Source organism: Mycobacterium sp. 852002-51961_SCH5331710, from assembly GCF_001665535.1.
In the GTDB taxonomy this organism is placed as follows: Bacteria; Actinomycetota; Actinomycetes; order Mycobacteriales; family Mycobacteriaceae; genus Mycobacterium.
The window spans coordinates 17,650-35,368 of sequence record NZ_LZSQ01000107.1; the positions used below are offsets into that span (position 1 = coordinate 17,650).

The 17,719-nt window shown below is 68.6% G+C and carries 20 protein-coding genes; 4 read left to right on the forward strand and 16 right to left on the reverse strand.

Annotated elements, in window-relative coordinates; all coding sequences use genetic code 11:
* Position 1 precedes the first annotated feature (1 nt).
* From A5752_RS18650 to A5752_RS18665, 4 genes are all read right to left on the reverse strand, one after another.
* Positions 2–1,660: a bifunctional uroporphyrinogen-III C-methyltransferase/uroporphyrinogen-III synthase gene (locus A5752_RS18650; RefSeq protein WP_067088485.1), complete on the reverse strand. Its 1,659-nt coding sequence runs from the start codon at positions 1,658–1,660 to the stop codon at positions 2–4.
* Positions 1,661–1,713: 53 nt separating this feature from the next.
* Entirely contained in the window at positions 1,714–2,646 is a 933-nt protein-coding gene (hemC, locus tag A5752_RS18655) for a hydroxymethylbilane synthase (protein ID WP_067088487.1), read from the reverse strand.
* 3 nt (positions 2,647–2,649) lie between these two features.
* Positions 2,650–3,993, reverse strand: a complete 1,344-nt coding sequence (locus A5752_RS18660; protein WP_067088489.1) for a glutamyl-tRNA reductase — start codon at positions 3,991–3,993, stop codon at positions 2,650–2,652.
* Between the two features lie 127 nt (positions 3,994–4,120).
* A complete protein-coding gene (locus A5752_RS18665; RefSeq protein ID WP_067088491.1) occupies positions 4,121–4,375 on the reverse strand; it encodes a glutaredoxin family protein in 255 nt (84 codons plus the stop codon).
* A 39-nt stretch (positions 4,376–4,414) separates the two neighbouring features.
* On the opposite strand from A5752_RS18665, the gene A5752_RS18670 reads away from it, so the two are divergent.
* A complete protein-coding gene (locus A5752_RS18670) occupies positions 4,415–5,305 on the forward strand; it encodes an HAD family hydrolase (RefSeq protein ID WP_067088492.1) in 891 nt (296 codons plus the stop codon).
* 105 nt (positions 5,306–5,410) lie between these two features.
* Complete coding sequence (locus tag A5752_RS18675; protein ID WP_067088493.1) at positions 5,411–5,950, forward strand: FAS1-like dehydratase domain-containing protein; 540 nt, start codon at positions 5,411–5,413, stop codon at positions 5,948–5,950.
* A gap of 16 nt (positions 5,951–5,966) precedes the next feature.
* On the opposite strand, the gene A5752_RS18680 is transcribed toward A5752_RS18675, so the two are convergent.
* The 9 genes from A5752_RS18680 to A5752_RS18715 form a co-directional block, all read right to left on the reverse strand.
* The gene (locus tag A5752_RS18680) at positions 5,967–7,037 is read right to left on the reverse strand and encodes a lysophospholipid acyltransferase family protein (protein ID WP_067088494.1); all 1,071 of its coding nucleotides are present in this window, start codon (positions 7,035–7,037) and stop codon (positions 5,967–5,969) included.
* Positions 7,038–7,074: 37 nt separating this feature from the next.
* Positions 7,075–8,175: an SDR family oxidoreductase gene (locus tag A5752_RS18685; RefSeq protein WP_067088495.1), complete on the reverse strand. Its 1,101-nt coding sequence runs from the start codon at positions 8,173–8,175 to the stop codon at positions 7,075–7,077.
* 31 nt (positions 8,176–8,206) lie between these two features.
* Positions 8,207–8,308, reverse strand: a complete 102-nt coding sequence (locus A5752_RS27190) for a 30S ribosomal protein bS22 (protein WP_003402602.1) — start codon at positions 8,306–8,308, stop codon at positions 8,207–8,209.
* 129 nt (positions 8,309–8,437) lie between these two features.
* Positions 8,438–8,698 (reverse strand): helix-turn-helix domain-containing protein, encoded by a 261-nt coding sequence (locus A5752_RS18690; protein ID WP_067088497.1) that lies wholly within the window; start codon positions 8,696–8,698, stop codon positions 8,438–8,440.
* A gap of 127 nt (positions 8,699–8,825) precedes the next feature.
* Positions 8,826–9,707, reverse strand: coding sequence for a pyrroline-5-carboxylate reductase (gene proC, locus A5752_RS18695; protein ID WP_156613995.1), 882 nt, complete (start codon positions 9,705–9,707; stop codon positions 8,826–8,828).
* 135 nt (positions 9,708–9,842) lie between these two features.
* Complete coding sequence (locus A5752_RS18700; RefSeq protein WP_067088504.1) at positions 9,843–10,652, reverse strand: thioesterase family protein; 810 nt, start codon at positions 10,650–10,652, stop codon at positions 9,843–9,845.
* Positions 10,653–10,678: 26 nt separating this feature from the next.
* Positions 10,679–11,524 (reverse strand): sugar phosphate isomerase/epimerase family protein, encoded by an 846-nt coding sequence (locus A5752_RS18705; RefSeq protein ID WP_067088505.1) that lies wholly within the window; start codon positions 11,522–11,524, stop codon positions 10,679–10,681.
* Between the two features lie 15 nt (positions 11,525–11,539).
* Positions 11,540–12,727 (reverse strand): Rv0497 family membrane protein, encoded by a 1,188-nt coding sequence (locus tag A5752_RS18710; RefSeq protein WP_067088507.1) that lies wholly within the window; start codon positions 12,725–12,727, stop codon positions 11,540–11,542.
* Positions 12,728–12,752: 25 nt separating this feature from the next.
* A complete protein-coding gene (locus A5752_RS18715) occupies positions 12,753–13,751 on the reverse strand; it encodes a Ppx/GppA family phosphatase (protein WP_067088509.1) in 999 nt (332 codons plus the stop codon).
* Positions 13,752–13,763: 12 nt separating this feature from the next.
* On the opposite strand from A5752_RS18715, the gene A5752_RS18720 reads away from it, so the two are divergent.
* Both A5752_RS18720 and A5752_RS18725 read left to right on the forward strand, forming a co-directional pair.
* Entirely contained in the window at positions 13,764–14,561 is a 798-nt protein-coding gene (locus A5752_RS18720) for a DUF3109 family protein (protein WP_082963964.1), read from the forward strand.
* Entirely contained in the window at positions 14,558–14,851 is a 294-nt protein-coding gene (locus A5752_RS18725; protein ID WP_067088513.1) for a YciI family protein, read from the forward strand. Before A5752_RS18720 ends, A5752_RS18725 begins: the two co-directional genes overlap by 4 nt.
* A gap of 88 nt (positions 14,852–14,939) precedes the next feature.
* Here the strand turns inward: A5752_RS18725 and regX are convergent, their stop codons facing one another.
* From regX to A5752_RS18740, 3 genes are all read right to left on the reverse strand, one after another.
* On the reverse strand, positions 14,940–15,626 hold the full coding sequence (gene regX, locus A5752_RS18730; RefSeq protein WP_067088515.1) for a two-component sensory transduction protein RegX: 687 nt from the start codon (positions 15,624–15,626) through the stop codon (positions 14,940–14,942).
* Positions 15,623–16,807 carry a sensor histidine kinase gene (locus tag A5752_RS18735; RefSeq protein ID WP_067088517.1) on the reverse strand — a complete coding sequence of 395 codons (1,185 nt, stop codon included), beginning with the start codon at positions 16,805–16,807 and terminating at the stop codon, positions 15,623–15,625. The genes regX and A5752_RS18735 overlap by 4 nt, the downstream gene beginning before the upstream one ends.
* A 138-nt stretch (positions 16,808–16,945) precedes the next feature.
* A complete protein-coding gene (locus A5752_RS18740; RefSeq protein WP_067088519.1) occupies positions 16,946–17,695 on the reverse strand; it encodes a phosphoglyceromutase in 750 nt (249 codons plus the stop codon).
* Between the last annotated feature and the right edge of the window lie 24 nt (positions 17,696–17,719).

Here is a 17,719-nt window from a genome sequence, read left to right on the forward strand (position 1 = left end):
GTCAGCGGCGGCGGCTCTTCTTACGCGGCGGGGGCAGTGCGCCCTCGGCGCGCAGCCGGGCGGCGTGCTCGGCGAGCGCCTCCACCAGCGGACCGACGGCGGCGACCTCGGGCTGCACATCGACGCGCAGGCCGAATTCCGCTGCGGTCTCGGCGGTTTTCGGTCCGATGCACGCGACGATGGTGCGCGCGTGCGGCTTGCCCGCGATACCGACCAGGTTGCGCACCGTAGAACTCGAGGTGAAGCAGACCGCGTCGAAGCCGCCGGTCTTGATCATCTCGCGGGTGTGCGCGGGCGGCGGTGCGGCACGCACCGTGCGGTACGCCGTGACGTCCTCGATCTCCCAGCCGCGTTCGCGCAGGCCTTCGGCCAGCGTCTCGGTGGCGATGTCGGCGCGCGGCAGCAGCACGCGGTTCACCGGGTCGAAAACGTCGTCATACGGCGGGAATTCATCGAGCAGGCCCAGCGACGACTGCTCACCGGCGGGCACCAGCTCGGGGTTGATGCCGAACGCCCGCACCCGGTCGGCGGTGGCCTGGCCGACGCAGGCGATCTTCACACCCGAGAACGCCCTCGCGTCGAGGCCGAACTCGTTGAACTTCTCCCACACCGCGCGCACGGCGTTGGTGGAGGTGAACACCACCCACTGGAACCGGCCGTCGACCAGACCCTTGACCGCGCGCTCCATCTGCGCGGGGCTGCGCGGCGGCTCGACAGCGATGGTGGGGACCTCGATCGGCAATGCGCCGTGGCCCACCAGCTTCTCGCTCATCTCGCCGGCCTGATCCTTGGTACGCGGCACCAGCACGGTCCAGCCGTACAGGGCGCGGCTCTCCCACCAGTTCAGCTTGGTGCGGTTGGCGACGGTCTTGCCGATGGTCACGACGAGAGGACCGGACAACGGGCCCGACGGCTCGGTGCCGGCCAGCGTGGCCTTGTCGAGCAGCCCGGCCAGCGTCGTCTCGACCGAACGCTGTTGGCACGTCGTGCCATTCGCGGTCACCACCAGCGGCGTGGTGTCGGTCAGTCCGTACTCGATCAGGGTGCGCGCCGCGTCGGGCAGATGTGACGCCGTCGCGTGCAGGATCAGCGGACCGGGCGCGGCGGCCAGTGCGGCCCAGTCGACGTCGGGATCGCGGACGTCGGCCACGGTGTGCGCGGACCCCAGCGGCAGACCCGCATATGTGGGTACCGCGGTGGTGTCCGGCAGGCCCGGCACGATCTCGAAGTTCAGGTGCGACTTCGCCAGCGCCGACACCTCGGTGATCACCGCGTCCACCGACAGCGGATCGCCCGCGACCAGGCGCACCACGTCCACGCCGGTACGGGCCTCGGTGATCAGCGTCTTGGCCACCTCGGCCGGATCGCCGACGGCCGACCGGATATCGGGCCCGCCTGGGATGGCTGGCGCTTCGGCGTCGGAGGCCTCGCCGTCTTTGGGGGCCTCGGCAGGTTCGGGCCCCGACGGGGGCGGCAGTTCGCAACCCACCAGGGCCAGCACGGCTTCCGGCACATCGGGGTCGGTGAACACCAGGGCGGCGTTGGCGAGCACGGTGTGGGCCCGCGTCGTCAGCAGCCCGGGGTCGCCGGGACCCGATCCGACGAACGTGATGCGGCCCGGCTTCGGCTTGCGCCCCCGCCCGCTGGTCTGGCCTGTCATCTCACTCACTCATCTCTCTGCTCTTCGCTTGTCGCTCATCGCAGCTCTACAGCTCAGTTGGCGTCCGCCATGAGTTCGCGCGCCCCGAGGTCGAACAACTCCTCGGCGACCGAGAGCCCCAGCTCCCGGGCCCGGTCGGGAGTGCCGACGCCGGACGCGCGGATCACGTCGGATCCGTCCAGCGCCGCTACGCAGCCGCGCAGCGACACCTCTTCGAAGACGTTGCCGTCCTCATCGATGGACTCGACCACCTCCGCGATCGCTCCCACCGGTGCGGAACAACCCGCCTCCAGTCGGGCGAGCAGGGCCCGTTCCGCGGTGACTGCGGCGCGCGTGTCGGCGTCGTCCAACTCCGCCAGCAGCGCGGCGAGCTCGGTGTCGCCTGCGCGGCACTCGACCGCGAGCGCACCTTGAGCCGGCGCTGGCAACATCTGCACCGGCTCGAGAGTCTCGGTGACATCTGCCAGCCGCCCGATGCGGGCCAGTCCCGCCCGTGCGACTACGATGCCGTCGAGATCACCGTTGCTAACCCTGTTCAACCTGGTATCCAGGTTGCCTCTTAGGGGGCGGATTTCCAAACCGAGACCCAGTGCTCTAAGCTGTGCGGCCCGTCGCGGGCTCGATGTGCCGACAACCGACCCCGCGGGCAACTCCCCGAGCACCAGTCCATCGCGCGCCACCAGCGCGTCTCGCGGATCTTCGCGCGGGGGGCTTGCGGCGATGACGAAGCGCGGGTCGACCGCGGTCGGCAAATCCTTGAACGAGTGCACGGCGGCGTCGACCCGGCCCTCGTGGATGGCCTCCCGCAGAGCCGCGGTGAACACACCCACGCCGATATCGGCGATCGGGCCCTGGTTGCGGTCGCCCTCGGTGGAGACGGGGACGAGCTCGGCGGCGTGTCCGTTCGCGATCAGCGCGTCCCGAATTGTCCCCGCCTGGGTGGTCGCCAAGAGACTGGCGCGAGTGCCTATCCGAATTACAGTCAACCGTTACTCGGCCTTGTCGAGATCCGATGCGAGCAAAGGCATTTCGGGCCCCGCGACGGCGTCGACGGCCTGCTGGTCGAGCTCGAACAGCTCGCGCAGCGCCTCGGCGTAACTGTCCCCGCCGGGTGCGCTGGCCAATTGCTTGACCCGCACCGTCGGGGCGTGCAGGAGCTTGTCGACGACCCGGCGCACCGTCCTGGCGACCTCGTCGCGCTGCGCGGTGCCCAAGTCGGGAAGCCGGTTGTCGAGGCGCAGTAGCTCGGCCTCGACCACGTCGGCGGCGCGTTGACGCAGCGCGGTGACCGTCGGGGTGACCTCGGCCATCCGCTGACCGGCAAGGTACTTGGCGACCTCCGCGGCGACGATCGCGCGGGCGGCTTCGGCGTCGGACGACGCGGCTCGGGCGGCCGGTTCGCGCTGGATGCGTTCCATGTCGACGACGTAGACGCCGGGTAGACCCGCCACCGCGGGATCCACGTCGCGCGGCATGCCGAGGTCGCAGATGACCAGCTGTTTTGGCTCTTGGCCGTGCGCCAGACCGCGGTGGACGTCGGCCAGCGAGACCACCGGCCGAACCGCTCCGGTGCAGCAGACGACGACGTCGGCGTCGGTGAGCAGCGGCGGCAGGTGATCAAACGGGAAGGGTTGCGACTCGATGCCCAACTCGCGAACGTTGGCCGCGAGGCGCTTGGCCCGAGGCTGGCTGCGGTTCACCACGTGGATGCGCTCGACGCCCGCCCGCGCCAGGTGCTTGGCGGCCAGCGAGCCCATCGAACCCGCGCCGATGACCACCGCGGTGCGGCCGGCCAGCGAGCCGAGCTTGCTTTCGGCGGTGTCCAGCGCGACGGAGACGACCGAAGCGCCCGCGGCGTCGATGCCCGTCTCGGTGTGCACCCGCTTGCCGACGGCCAGCGCGCGCTGCGACAGTTCGTGCAGGGTGCGGCCGACGGTGTGGTTGGCCTCGGCGGCCGCGTAGGCGCGGCGGACCTGGCCGAGCACCTGCTGCTCGCCGACGACCGCGGAATCCAGGCCGGAGGCCACCGCGAACAGGTGCTCGACGGCCGCTTCGGCGTACCGGACGTAGGCGTATTTTGTCAGGTCGTTGAGGCTCATCCCGGAATGGTCGGAGAGCACCTGCCCGATCACCGACAGGCCGCCGTGGAACGCGTCGACGACCGCATAGACCTCGACGCGGTTGCACGTTGACAGCACCATGGCCTCGGTGACGAGGGAGGACTGCAGCACCTGGTCGACGATCTTTGCCTGATCGGACTCGTCGGTACTGAGCTGCTCGAGCACGGACACCGGCGCGCTGCGGTGCGAAACCCCGAAAAGCAGCACGCTCACGGCTTCATCACCACGTCATCCAAGGTAGTCGGTGAACAGTTAGCTCACCAAATTCCGCGCTGTTTTCGTCGGACCCGTATTCCGACGGCGAAACCCGTACTGGTATCCCGCTTCGCGGCGGCGCCCGTCACGTCGCGAGATCGGCCCGCAGGCGTGGCTCGTCGATCTCCCAGTAGCTGTGTTCGCGCCCGTCGAGCAGAACCACCGGGAGCCGGTCGCCGAACTCCGCACGCAGCCCCGGATCGCCGGCCTTCGCGGCGGCGTCGACATCGGTGACAGCCAGCGTGAACCCCAGTTCGTCGGCCAGCTGGGCCAGCCGCGCCGCAGCGCCCGTGCAGATCGTGCACCCGTCGCGCGTCAACAACTCCACCGCGTGCTCCACCTCGCCAGTATCGCCGCACCGGTGACTTAGGGTTGATTCGTGTCTGGAATCGGCGACCGCGAAGCTGCTGAACAGCAACTCGCCGGCGAGGCAAGCGCGGAGGCGGCCGTCACCGACCTGGCGGCCGAAACCGCCCCGGCCCCACCGACTCCGCCACCGGATCTGACCGCAGCGGCGTTCTTCGACGTCGACAACACCCTGGTGCAGGGGTCGTCGCTGCTGCACTTCGCCCGCGGCCTAGCCGCCCGCAAGTTCTTCACCTACGGCGACATCGCTCGGTTCGTCTATGCGCAGGCGAAGTTCCAGCTGACCGGCCGCGAGAACAGCGAGGACGTGGCCGCTGGCCGACGCAAGGCACTGGCGTTCATCGAAGGCCGCTCGACGGCCGAGTTGATGGCGGTCGGCGAGGAGATCTACGACGAGATCATCGCCGACAAGATCTGGCCCGGCACCCGAGCGCTCGCGCAGATGCACCTCGACGCCGGCCAGCAGGTATGGCTGGTCACCGCGACCCCGTACGAGCTGGCCGCGACCATCGCCAAACGGCTCGGGCTCACCGGCGCGCTGGGCACCGTCGCCGAATCCGTCGACGGGGTGTTCACCGGCCGCCTGGTCGGCGACATCCTGCACGGCACCGGTAAGGCGCACGCGGTGCGATCCCTGGCGATCCGCGAAGGGCTCAACCTGCGCCGCTGCACGGCCTACTCGGACAGCTTCAACGACGTGCCGATGCTCTCGCTGGTCGGCACCGCGGTGGCGATCAACCCCGACGCCGACCTGCGCGACCTCGCACGTGAGCGCGGCTGGGAGATCCGCGATTTCCGCACCGCGCGCAAGGCCGCGCGCATCGGCGTGCCGTCGGCGCTCGCGCTCGGCGCGGCCGGCGGGGCACTGGCGGCGGTGGTCTCGCGCCGCCAGGAGGGCCGCTGACGAGCCGCGCTGGGCGAGGCTGGGGCCCACGCCCGCTGATAGGCTCGCGCCGCTGACTCCGACAAGACGAGACGGCAGCCCGCGCACGCGAGGAGCAGGTCAGGCATGGCAATCGCAGAGAACATCATCGGAACCCACTACCGGTATCCCGACTACTTCGAGGTCGACCGGGAGAAGATCCGTGAGTTCGCCCGTGCGGTCAAGGACGAGCACCCGGCGCATTTCACCGAAGAGGCCGCCGCCGAGTACGGCTACGACTCGCTGATCGCCCCGCTGACCTTCCTCGCCGTCGCCGGCCGCCGCGTCCAGCTGGAGATCTTCAACCAGTTCGACGTGCCGATCAACATGGAGCGCGTGCTGCACCGCGACCAGAAGATCACGTTCCACCGCCCGATCCTGGCCGGCGACAAGCTGTTCTTCGACTCCTACCTCGACTCGGTCACCGAGTCGCACGGCGCCATCGTCACCGAGGTCCGAGGCGAGGTCACCGACGCCGAGGGCAAGCCCGTCCTGACGAGCGTCGTCACCGTCATGGGTGAGGCCCAGTCGGACACCGAGGCCGACGAGGTGAGCCAGCGCATCGCCGCCGCACGCGACGAGGCGATCGCGAAAATGATTGCCAAGCAAAGTAGTTCGGAGAGCTAGCCTCTTTTCCGGCCGCTCAGCCGAGGAACGTGTTCCTGCGCTGGGTGAGCAATTGGTACAGCGTCTGCTGGATGGTCTCGCGCACCTGGTCGGTGAGCTCGAAGGTGACCATCGGGTCGTCGGCCGCCGACTCGTCGTAGTCCGCGGTCTCGATCGGCTCACCGAACTGGATGTGCCACTTCGACGGCAGCGGGATCATCCCCGCGGGTCCCGCCAGCGGGAAGAACGGCGTGATCGGGAAGTACGGCAGCCCGAGCAGTCGGGCCAGCAGCTTGACGTCGGCGATCATCGGATAGATCTCCTCGGACCCGACGATCGAGCACGGGACGATGGGCGCCTTGGTGCGCAGCGCCGCCGAGACGAAGCCACCGCGGCCGAATCGCTGCAGCTTGTAACGGTCTTTGAAGTGTTTGCCCAGGCCCTTGTAGCCCTCGGGGAACACCGCGGTCAGCTCGCCCGCGGCCAGCAGCCGGTAGGCGTCGGCGGTGCAGGCCATGGTGTGGCCGGCCTTGCGGGCGGCCTGGCCGACCACGGGCAGGTCGAACACCATGTCAGCGGCCAGCAGGCGCAGGTCGCGGTGCGTCGGGTGGTGGTCGTGCACCGCCACTGAGGCCATCAGTCCGTCGAACGGCAGCACGCCGGCGTGGTTGGCGACCACCAGCGCGGCGCCGGTCTCGGGCAAATGCTCGATGCCGCTGACCTCGACGCGGAACCACGACTTGAAGAAGACTCTCAGCAAAGGCAAAAAGATTGCGTTGTTGAGGTGGGCATCGAACCCGAATTCGTCGACGGTGTAATCGCCCGTCATCCGCTTGCGAACGAATTCGGCGACGGCCGCGATGTTCTTGGCGAGTTCGGTGGGCGTCTCCTCGACGATCGGTGCGCCGCCGGTCACGCCGCCGCGGTGCTCATCGATCTCGCGGACGACGGCGGCGATCTCCTCGGCCGAGGCGCCGCTGACCGGATCCGAGAGCTGCGACGGATGTCGGCGGGAGCCCTGCGCTCGCGCGGCGTTCCGCCGCTGAGCCGCTGCACGACCCGAATTACCATGCAGCGGAATAACTTTCGCCTTGGACTCGCCCGCCACGGTCGTTTCCTTCTCCCCACCCGATCAGTTGATGCGCCTAGCGTCCCCACCTTTGCGCCGCAGCAACGGCGCGACTCTCCATTGAGCGTACCCACCGCGGGTCGACGATCGGAGTCAATCCGCGACCTCTGACGTAATCGTCGAAGGCCTCGACTGTCGTCCACTTCGGGTTATAGCCGAGTTCGTTTCGCATCCGCGACGTATCCATGACTCTGCCATAACTGAGGTAGTTCAGCTGCTCACGATCGAGTTCAGTGTAGCGAGTCGCACGCCTCAGCGAATCCACAGCGGCCAGCGCCGATCGAGGCACCGGCAACGCGATCCGCCCGGCCCGCCGGATCGCCTGGCTCATCATCACGACCCCGGGCGCTCCGACGTTGAACGTGCCCGCCTTGCCCGCCATCGTCGCGCGCTCGAGCGCCCCGAGCGCGTCCTGTTCGTGCAGCAGCTGGAGGCGGGCGTCGTGCCCGATGACGGTCGGCACCACGGGGCCGGCCAGGTAGCGCGACAGCGCCGTATCCATCCCCGGCCCGATCATGTTGGCCAGCCGCAGGATGGTGACCGCGATGTCCGGCCGGCGACGGCCCAGTCCGCGCGCATAGCCCTCGATGTCGATGCTGTCGCGGGCGAAGCCCTCCCCCGGTGGCCGCCGCGCGCTGGTGTCCTCGGTGAACATCACCGGGTCGCGCGCGCTCGAGCCGTACACCTCCGAGGTCGACTTGAGCACGACGCGCTGCACCGACGGCGCCTTCTGGCAGGCCGCGAACAGCTGGATCGCGCCCATCACGTTGAGTTCCTTGAGCGTCGCGCGTCCGCCGGAGCGGGGCGCGTAGGACGCCGCGGCGGCGTGCACCACGGTGTCGACGTCGCCGTTGCGGATGACCTTCGCGATGAACGGGTTGCGGATGTCGGCGCGGACGAATTCCGCGCGGCCCATCCGACGCAGCAGATCCTTGCTCGGCGTGATCGCGTCGACGGCGATCACGTGGTTGATCAACGGGTTCTGTGCCAGCCTGGCCGTCAGGTAGCCGCCGAGAAACCGGCACGCCCCGGTGACCAGGACGACCTTCGGATACTGCACGGCGTCGCGGGGGTCAGTCCCGTTGACGTGTCCATTGGAACGGCCCTCGGAATCCATGTCCGGTCAGCCTAGCGACCGCGGGTGGCGATTACTTGCCGAGTTTTCTGCGCTGGACCCGGGTGCGACGAAGCAGCTTGCGGTGCTTCTTCTTCGACATGCGCTTGCGCCGCTTCTTGATGACTGAACCCATGAACTCCGCTACCTACGCCTTACCTGCCCGATGAGCATCGTTGACTGACCCGGCTACTTTACCGGGCTGCGCAGGTAACCGCGAAACGCGCCCATTGCCTGGTGGGCGGCGCCGAGTACGCGGGATCGATCAGCCTGCGTCGAAGTACGAGCTCTCCAACATGTCGTGAACAGCCTTCGCGTGCACCCGGAACGAGCGGCCGACCCGGACGGCAGGCAGCTCGCCGTTGTGCACCAGTCGGTACACCGTCATCTTGCTGACCCGCATCAGGCTCGCCACCTCGGCGACGGTGAGGAATTGCGCCCGTGGCTGTTGGCCGTCGGATCCGGAGTCCCGAGCCGACTTCCCACTGGCCGAATCCCGCGCGGATGGCCCGTTCATAGACGTCATCGCAACCCAATCATTCAGGCACGGGCAGTTCCAGCGGCTTCCCCACCGCTGGCACCGACCCGTGCTTACACGAGGAGAATAGCGTGGCAGATGGTGTTACTGCGACGGGTGTGGGCAATTTAAAGAATTACTCAGTTGTAATTCCGAGCTGCTCAGAGCGCTTTTTCGCGGCCTCGACCGCCCTGGCAACCGCTGCCCGCAATCCGCCCCTCTCGAGTTCGCGCAGACCGGCCGCGGTGGTGCCGCCCGGCGAAGTGACGGTCGCGCGCAGCTGGGCGGGCGTGGTGTCCATTCCGGCGCCCGACGAACCCGATGCGCCGCCTGCGGCGTCCGCGGCCCGATCGAGGCGATCCAGCAACATCGCGGCGGATCCGGCCATGGTCTGCGCGACGAGATCGGTGGCCGCCGACCGCGACAGCCCGGCGTCCACGCCGGCGTCGACGAGCGCCTCGACCATCAGGAAGAAATAGGCCGGCCCCGACCCCGAGATCGCGGTGACCGCGTCGAGTTGAGACTCCGGAACCGTGAGCACCCCGCCGACCGCGTCGAAGATCGCCGAGACCTCCTTCATCTGCTCGGCGGTGGCGAAGCGTCCCGCCGACAGCGCGCTGACACCGCCGCCGACGACCATCGGGGCGTTGGGCATGACGCGGATCACCGGCGCGCCGGCGGGCAGCTTGTTCTCGTAGTACTCGGTGGTGACCCCGGCGGCGACGGTCACGAAAACCTGTTCGGCCGTGTCGCTTTCGGCGTTGGCCGCCGCGTCGACGATTTCGTCGACGAGCCCGGCGACGTCGGCGGGCTTGACGGCGACGATCACGTAGCTCGCGTGGTCCACCGCGTTGGCCACCGTCGTCACCAGCACCGAGTAGGTGTCGGCGAGGTACTGCGCGCGGTTCGGGTCCTTCTCCGCCACCACCAGGTCCTTGACCTGTCGTCCGGCCCTCAGCAGCCCGGACAGCAGCGCCTCACCGATACTTCCACCGCCGACGATCGCGATTCTGGCCATGCCGCAAAGCATTGCAGACGGCCGGGCACCGGCGCGTGCGACCACCCACCGCGGGGTGCGCCGAACGTGCGCTCAGCGCGAGATCCGGGCCGATTTTTCGTCCTGAGTGCACGTTCGGCGACCGGCGAAGCCGGTTCAGGCCTGAGGCACCAGCGCGAGTTGGCGCGTCTGCACGACGATGTGGCCCTCACAGTCGACGACGATGTGGTCCTCGTCGAACCAGTCCTGGCCGATCTGCACCGTCGTACACAGCACTCGCAGCCACCCGTCGGCGGGCAGGGTGCGCAGATAGGCCGTCAGCTGGACGGTGGGCGCCCAACCGAACCGGTTGACGCCGAAGGTCACCGGAGCCGACACGTCGCCGCACAGCAGCGCGAAAAGGACATCCGGGGCAACGCCTTTGGGCCGCACCCAATACTCGATCACCGGCGGTCCGCCGTCGGACCGCGGCTGCATCGTGGTCAGCGACGGCCGGATGTCGCAGCCGTGCGCGAGGTGCACGATGTCGGCCATCGGATGGCCCTCGCCGATCGGCTCCAGGCCGGGCGGGGGCTCGGGTTGCATCAGCGGGATCACCGGATTGACCGAGAGCAGCGGCGCCACATGGTGTTCCGGGTCGCCGAGGGTGACCGCGGCACGCACCGCCGTGCGGTCGCCTTGATTGAGTTCAACATCGATCAGGCTGACGCGGCGTCCTCGCTTGCGCACCGTGGTGACCAACTCCATCGGCCCGGGATCGGGGGCCCACAGGAAGTTTCCCGACACCGCGATGGGTTGGACGTCCCCGGCGTGCTCGGTTCGGGCGGCGTTGGCGCACAGCGCGAGCATCGCGCCGCCGTGCACCTTCGGTCCGATCGTCCAATGTTCGTTCAGCTCACCGTGATACACGCCGTCGTCGGCTTTGGTGAGCGCCATGGCGTCGGTGAACAAGGTGGAGCCGGCCATCTGGTGAATCCTTCGGAAGCGTGCGGTCAGCGCAGCAGGTGCCTGCGCGCGAACTGTAGCGACTCCACCAGCAGCGCCTCGCGCTCGGCCGCCGTCCGCGCGCCCGACGTCGTCACCTCGAGGATCACGTGGCCGTTGAAGTCGCTGGCGGCCAGCATCTCGCAGACCTCCACCGTCGGCTGGGTGCCGCGTCCGGGCACCAGGTGCTCGTCGGTCGAGGCGCCGCTGCCGTCGCACAGATGCAGGTGCACCAGGCCCTCGCCCATGCGGCGCGCCATTTCGAGGGCGTCGGACCCGGCGGTCGCGGTGTGCGACAGGTCGAGGGTGTAGTGGGCGTGGTTACCGTCGAGCGGGTCGTAGGACGGGGCGAACGCCGAGATGCCCGGTCCCGGTCGGCCGCCACGTTTGCGCATGCGCTCGATGGAGGTCTGCCCCGCGCCGAAGAAGCGGTCGGCGCGGAACGGGAACATGTTCTCGACGGCCACCATCACCTCGCTCGACTCCTCGAGCTCGGCGACCTGGTCGGAGAACCCCTCGGCGTAGCGGCGCTGCCACCGGAACGGCGGATGCACGACGACGGTCTGCGCGCCCAGCTGCTCGGCCGCGCGCACACTGCGTTCGAGTTTCGGGATCGGGTTGGCTCCCCACACCCGCTGGGAGATCAGCAGGCACGGCGCGTGCACCGAGAGCACCGGCATTTCGTACCGCTTCGACAGCTCCTCGATCGCGTCGACGTCCTGGCTGACCGTCTCGGCCCACACCATGAGCTCGACGCCGTCGTAGCCGAGCTTCGCCGCGTACTCGAAGGCGGCCTCGGTTCTCAGCGGGTAAACGGAGGCCGTCGACAGACCGACCTTGATGGCTGGACGCACGAGTTATAGGGCGCCTCAGGCCGCCTGCATCAGTGCCAGCGGCCCGAATGTCACCATCGCGCCGACCGCGACGGCGATCAGAGTGCTGCCGATGTCCTCGGTCTTGCGGACCACCCGCACGCCGACGACCAGGCCGAGGATCACCAGCACGCCGAGCACCAGCGCGACGATGCTGTTCCACTTCCACAGCTGATCAAAGGCGATGAACAGCCCCGCGCCGAACGCGACCGCGACCACGCATTGCCCGACCACCAGCGCTCCGCGCAGGAACGACGACATCGCGCCCGAGCGGGCGGCCTCCTCGTCCTCGTCCTCGTCGAGGTCGATGTCGGCCGGGCTCAGGCCGTTACCGCGGTGGGCCACGTCGTCGGCCGCATCGGGTCCGCCGAACAACGCGTTGTCCGGGGACCGCAGGTACGACGGCAGGTCCTCGCGGTCATCGTCGTCTTCGGGCTCGGCCACGGCGACCGCGGCGTCTTCGGCCTCGTCCTCGTCGGCCTGGGGATCGGCCCAATCGAGTGGGTCCGGGCTCATCTCCTCGGCGCCGACCGCGGTGTCGCTGTCCACCGTCGCCTCGTCGGTGGTCTCGTCCACCGTGCCGAGCTCGGTGGTTTCGTCCGCCACCTGGCTGATCTCGGTGGTTTCCGGCTCGCTGCGCTGAGCCGACGCGCTGCGCCCGAGGATGCCGAAGCGCCGCCGCGCGAAGGTGGAGCGCCGCGGTGGGGCGAAGAAGTCCAGGTCCTCGTCGGCGTCGCGCTGTTCGATGTGGCTCTGATAGTCGGCGACGGCTTCGGCGTAGTCGTCGTCCTTGTCGGCCGGGGCTTCGGGAGCCTCCGAGGTGTCGACCGCCTCGGGGGCCTCCTCGACCTTGGGCTCGACCGCGGGCTCGACCGCGGGCTCGGCCTCGGACTCGGTGTCTTCGACGTGGTCGACGGCGCCGTTGGTGGCCGCTACCTCCTCCGATTCGGCGGGAGCGGCGGCTTCGGTCTCGGCGGTCTCGGCGGTCTCGGCGGGGGCGTCGTCGTCATGGTCGCGGACGATCGGGATCTCGCCGGTCAGTTCGGCGACGGTGATCGAGTCCGCGCCGCGACGACGACGGCGCCGACCGCCGATCGGCGGGGCGCCGATCGTTCCGTTGCGCGCCAGCAACTCCGCGACCGAGATGGGTCGCGTGTTGCTGTGATCGTCTTCAGTTCCTGTCATTGTGTTTGCCTTCGGGCCTCGTCACCTATCGTCCAGCATTGCGCACAAACGTCTGTACTGAGGCCGGATTGTCGGCACCGCCGACGAAACCGCTGCCATCGGCTTCGCTGTCGAGTCTCCGCAGAATCAGCCCCTCCCGCAACGCCCAGGGGCAGATGTCCACGCTCTCGACACCGAGGGCTTTCATGCTCGCCTCAGCAACCAGAGCTCCGGCCACGATCTGTGGCGCCCGTTCGGCGCTCACTCCTTCCAATTCCGCTCGGTCGGCCGCGGTCATCCTAGAGATGAAAGCTATGAGCTGCCTTAATCCGGTGGCCGTCAGCGTTCGTTTGACCCTCGGACCGGCCCCGGACGGCGCCGCGCCGGTGAGCCGGGCCAGCGAGCGAAACGTCTTCGAGGTGGCCACGGCCAGGTCGGGGGCGCCGGGTTTGAGCATCTCGGCGCCGGCGTCGGCGAGTTCGGTCGTCAGCCAGTCGCGCAGCATCGCCACGCGCCGCCGGCCCGGCGGATCGTCGGGCAGCCATTCGCGGGTGAGCCGGCCCGCGCCGAGCGGAAGCGACAGCGCGACCTCAGGCTCCTCGTCGACGCCGTTGGACAGTTCGAGCGAACCTCCGCCGATGTCGATGTTGATGATGCGTCCGGCGCTCCACCCGTACCACCGCCGCACCGCCAGGAACGTCAGCCGCGATTCATCGACGCCGGCGAGCACGCGCAGCGCCACTCCGGTCTCGGCGAGTATCCGGGCGAGCAGTTCCTCGGAGTTCTTGGCGTCGCGCACCGCGGAGGTGGCGAACGCCATCAGCTCAGCGCAACCGGAACTCGTGGCGATCTTGGCGAATTCGTCGATGGTGCCGATCAGTTTGTCGGCGCCCTTGCGGGTGATCTTGCCGTCGCTGTCGATGGCCTCGGCGAGGCGCAGCGAGGCCTTGGTCGAACTCATCGGCGTCGGGTGCCCACCACGGCGCGCGTCCACCACCAGAAGGTGGACGGTATTGCTGCCCACGTCGAGCACGCCTAATCGCACTCATCCAACTTAATGGGTCTACCGTTGGGAATTGTGACTGCACCGCACCGTGGAGAGGTCGAACTCGATTTCGCCCGTGAGTGGGTCGAGTTCTATGACCCCGACAATCCCGAGCATTTGATCGCCGCCGATCTGACATGGCTGCTCTCCCGGTGGACATGCGTTTTCGGAACGCCCGCGTGCAAGGGCACGGTCGAGGGACGCCCGGACGACGGATGCTGTTCGCACGGGGCGTTCATGTCCGACGACGACGACATCGCCCGCCTCGACGACGCGGTCAAGACGCTGACCGACGAGGACTGGCAGTTCCGCGAGAAGGGGCTCGGCAAAAAGGGCTACCTCGAGATGGACGAGTACGACGACAAGCCCAACCTGCGGACCCGGAAGTACAAGGGCGCCTGCATCTTCCTCAACCGGCCCGGCTTCGCCGGCGGCATCGGTTGTGCGCTGCACAGCAAGGCGCTCAAGCTCGGCGTCGAACCGCTGACCATGAAGCCCGACGTGTGCTGGCAGCTGCCGATCCGCCGCACCCAGGAGTGGGTGGAGCGGCCCGACGGGACGGAGATCCTCAAGACCTGGATCACCGAATACGACCGTCGCGGTTGGGGCGAAGGCGGCGCCGATCTGCACTGGTACTGCACCGGCGATCCGAACGCGCACGTCGGCGCCAAGCAGGTCTGGGAGTCCTACGGCCCCGAGCTCACCGAGCTGCTCGGCGAGAAGGCGTACGCGGAGTTGGCGGCAATGTGCAAGCGGCGCAGCGGGTTAGGGCTCATCGCCGTACACCCCGCGACCCGCCTGGCCGGATGAACCTCTTCCTGTTCCGACTGATCCCGCCGCGCGCGGATTTCGCACAGACCATGACGCCCGACGAACAGCAGGCCATGGCCGAGCATCAGGCGTACTGGCAGCAGCTTCTGGCCGACGGCCGTGTCGTCGTCTACGGGCCGGTCGCCGATCCGGAAGGCGTGTGGGGACTGGGCGTGCTGCGCGCCGCCGACCGCGCCGAGGTGCTCGCGATCGCCGAGCGCGACCCGTCGGTCACCGCGGGCGTCAACACGTTCGACGTCCTCGAGATCATGGGCGGCGCCACGGGTTGACGGCGCGCTCCTTTCTATCCGCGAACAGACGCAAACCTGCCCATTTTCGCGGAAATTGCGGCAGTTACGCGTCTGCTCGCGAAGGAACTCAACCCTCGAGTTTGTAGCCGAGACCGCGGACCGTGACCAGGTGCACGGGGTTGGCCGGATCGGCCTCGATCTTGGACCGCAGCCGCTTCACGTGGACGTCAAGGGTTTTCGTGTCACCGACGTAATCGGCGCCCCACACGCGGTCGATCAACTGGCCGCGGGTCAGCACCCGCCCGCTGTTGCGCATCAGGTACTCGAGCAGGTCGAACTCCTTGAGCGGCAACGTGACCGGCTCTCCATTCACCGAAACGACGTGGCGTTCGACGTCCATCCGGACCGGTCCGGCCTCCAGCACGCCGTCGCCGATGCCGGTGTCCTCGTTGTCGGCGCCGCGCCGCAACACCGCGCGGATGCGGGCGATGAGTTCGCGGGCCGAGTACGGCTTGGTGACGTAGTCGTCGGCGCCGAGTTCGAGCCCGACGACCTTGTCGATCTCGCTGTCGCGGGCGGTCACCATGATCACCGGAACGCTTGAGCGCGAACGTAATTGACGGCACACGTCGGTGCCGCTCATCCCGGGCAGCATCAGGTCGAGCAGCACGATGTCGGCGCCGGAACGCTCGAATTCGGCCAGGGCCGCCGGTCCGTCGGTGACGATGGTGGCTTCGAAGCCCTCTTTGCGAAGAAGGTAGGCCAGGGGATCGGCCAAGGACTCCTCGTCCTCCACGATCAGCACACTGGTCATTGGTCTCGCTGGTCCTCTCGTTCGTCCGATCCGTGATCGGGATAGGCCGGAATCGACAGGGTGAACGTCGATCCCGTTCCCGGCTGACTCCACAGCCGGATGCTTCCGTTGTGGTTGGCCGCCACGTGTTTGACGATGGCCAACCCGAGCCCGGTGCCGCCGGTGGCCCGGGACCGCGCCTTGTCGACGCGGAAGAATCGCTCGAACACCCGCTCCTGGTCCTCGCGGGCGATGCCGATACCGCGGTCGGTCACGGCGATTTCGATGTCGTGCCCGCGGCGCCTGCGGCTGATCGACACCGACGATCCGTGCGGTGAGTAGGCGATCGCGTTGGAGACCAGGTTCGCGATGGCGGTGACCAGCAGCGCCTGATCGCCGAGCGCGCGGAAACCGGTCGGCGCGTCGGTCGTGATCTTGATGTCGGCGTTGTCGGCGGGCACCTTGTGCCGCGACAGCGCCTCGGCCACCACGGTGTCGACGTCGACCGCGGTCAGGTCGGGCAGCCGTTCGGCGCCCTGCAGCCGGGACAGCTCGATCAGCTCGCCGATCATGTTGGCCAACCGGTTGGACTCCGCGACCATCTTCTCGGCGAACCGGCGCACGGTTTCGGGGTCGTCGGACGATGCGAGCAGAGCCTCGGCCAGCACGCCCATCGCGCCGACCGGCGTCTTGAGCTCGTGGCTGACGTTGGCGACGAAGTCCCGACGGGTGGCCTCCATGCGGGCGTACTCGGAGTGGTCGTCGACGTAGACGACCGCGAAGCGGCGGTCCTGGTCGGTCAGCAGCTGGACGTGTCCCCGCACCGACAGGCCGGAGCGGCCGGGGGTGGCCCGCTTGTCGGCCGCCAGGTCGACGTCGACCGGCTCGCCGGTGGCCAGCGTGCGTTCGGCGGCCCGCCACGCGCGGTCGTCGAGCAGGCGGTCGCGTACCAGGCCCAGCTCGCGGGCCCTGTCGTTGGCGTAGACGACGTCACGGAAGTGGTCGACCACGACGATCCCCGTGGGCGCGCGCGATGCGATGTGGGACAGCATCTGCGAGACGGTGATGCCGGTCTGCGCGGTGGCGCGGCGCTGCCGGCGGTCCATGAGACGGGGCCTCAGTTGCGCCCCGAGCGCGACACCGGTCGCCAGAGCGAGCAGTGCGACCACCGCTGCCAGCAGCAGTGCCGAGACGACACTCACGCGAAAATCGTACGCATCGGGTGAACGTCATCCCAGCAGCGTGCGGCCAAACCGGGACAAGTCACAGACGGAAAGACGGAAATTCGGCCTCTCGTCCTTCCCCGTTAACCGTCCGTTCGCCGTCGCGCGCAGCGGTGCTTACTTGGCGCCCTGCGACGCCACCGCGGCGGCGCCGGCGGCCGCGGCCTCGGGATCGAGGTAGGTGCCGCCGACGATCGTCGGCTTCAGATCGGAGTCCAGGTCGTAGCGCAGCGGGATGCCGGTCGGGATGTTGAGCCCGACGACGTCCTCGTCGGACATGCCGTCGAGGTGTTTGACCAGCGCGCGCAGCGAGTTGCCGTGCGCGGCGATCAGCACCGTCTTGCCGGCCCGCAGGTCCGGTTCGATCGTCGAGGTGTAGTACGGCACGAACCGCTCGACGACGTCCTTGAGGCATTCGGTGCGCGGCGGGCCGCCGGGCACGTCGGCGTAGCGGGGGTCGCCGTCCTGGCTGTAGGTGCTGCCGTCTTCGATCGGCGGCGGCGGCGTGTCGTAGCTGCGTCGCCACGCCATGAACTGCTCCTCGCCGTACTTCTCCTTGGTCTCGGCCTTGTTCAAACCCTGCAGCGCGCCGTAGTGCCGCTCGTTGAGGCGCCAGTCGCGGTGCACGGGGATCCAGTGCCGGTCAGCCTTGTCCAGCGCCAGGTTCGCGGTCGTGATCGCGCGGCGCAGCAGCGAGGTGTAAAGCACATCGGGTTGGCGGTCGAGTTCTTTGATCAGTTCACCGGCGCGCACGGCTTCGGCGCGGCCCTTCTCGGTGAGGTCGACGTCGACCCATCCGGTGAACAGGTTCTTCTCGTTCCATTCGCTCTCGCCGTGGCGGAGCAGGATCAGCGTGCAGTCACCCATGCGCCGAAGCCTATCGGAGGTCGG

Coding starts and splice junctions, on each gene's coding strand:
- A5752_RS18650 (WP_067088485.1), bottom strand. CDS start 1,660: ATGACAGGCCAGACCAGCGGGCGGGGGCGCAAGCCGAAGCCGGGCCGC.
- A5752_RS18675 (WP_067088493.1), top strand. CDS start 5,411: ATGGCAATCGCAGAGAACATCATCGGAACCCACTACCGGTATCCCGAC.
- A5752_RS18685 (WP_067088495.1), bottom strand. CDS start 8,175: ATGGATTCCGAGGGCCGTTCCAATGGACACGTCAACGGGACTGACCCC.
- A5752_RS27190 (WP_003402602.1), bottom strand. CDS start 8,308: ATGGGTTCAGTCATCAAGAAGCGGCGCAAGCGCATGTCGAAGAAGAAG.
- A5752_RS18690 (WP_067088497.1), bottom strand. CDS start 8,698: ATGACGTCTATGAACGGGCCATCCGCGCGGGATTCGGCCAGTGGGAAG.
- proC (WP_156613995.1), bottom strand. CDS start 9,707: ATGGCCAGAATCGCGATCGTCGGCGGTGGAAGTATCGGTGAGGCGCTG.
- A5752_RS18700 (WP_067088504.1), bottom strand. CDS start 10,652: ATGGCCGGCTCCACCTTGTTCACCGACGCCATGGCGCTCACCAAAGCC.
- A5752_RS18710 (WP_067088507.1), bottom strand. CDS start 12,727: ATGACAGGAACTGAAGACGATCACAGCAACACGCGACCCATCTCGGTC.
- A5752_RS18720 (WP_082963964.1), top strand. CDS start 13,764: ATGGGTCTACCGTTGGGAATTGTGACTGCACCGCACCGTGGAGAGGTC.
- A5752_RS18725 (WP_067088513.1), top strand. CDS start 14,558: ATGAACCTCTTCCTGTTCCGACTGATCCCGCCGCGCGCGGATTTCGCA.
- regX (WP_067088515.1), bottom strand. CDS start 15,626: ATGACCAGTGTGCTGATCGTGGAGGACGAGGAGTCCTTGGCCGATCCC.
- A5752_RS18740 (WP_067088519.1), bottom strand. CDS start 17,695: ATGGGTGACTGCACGCTGATCCTGCTCCGCCACGGCGAGAGCGAATGG.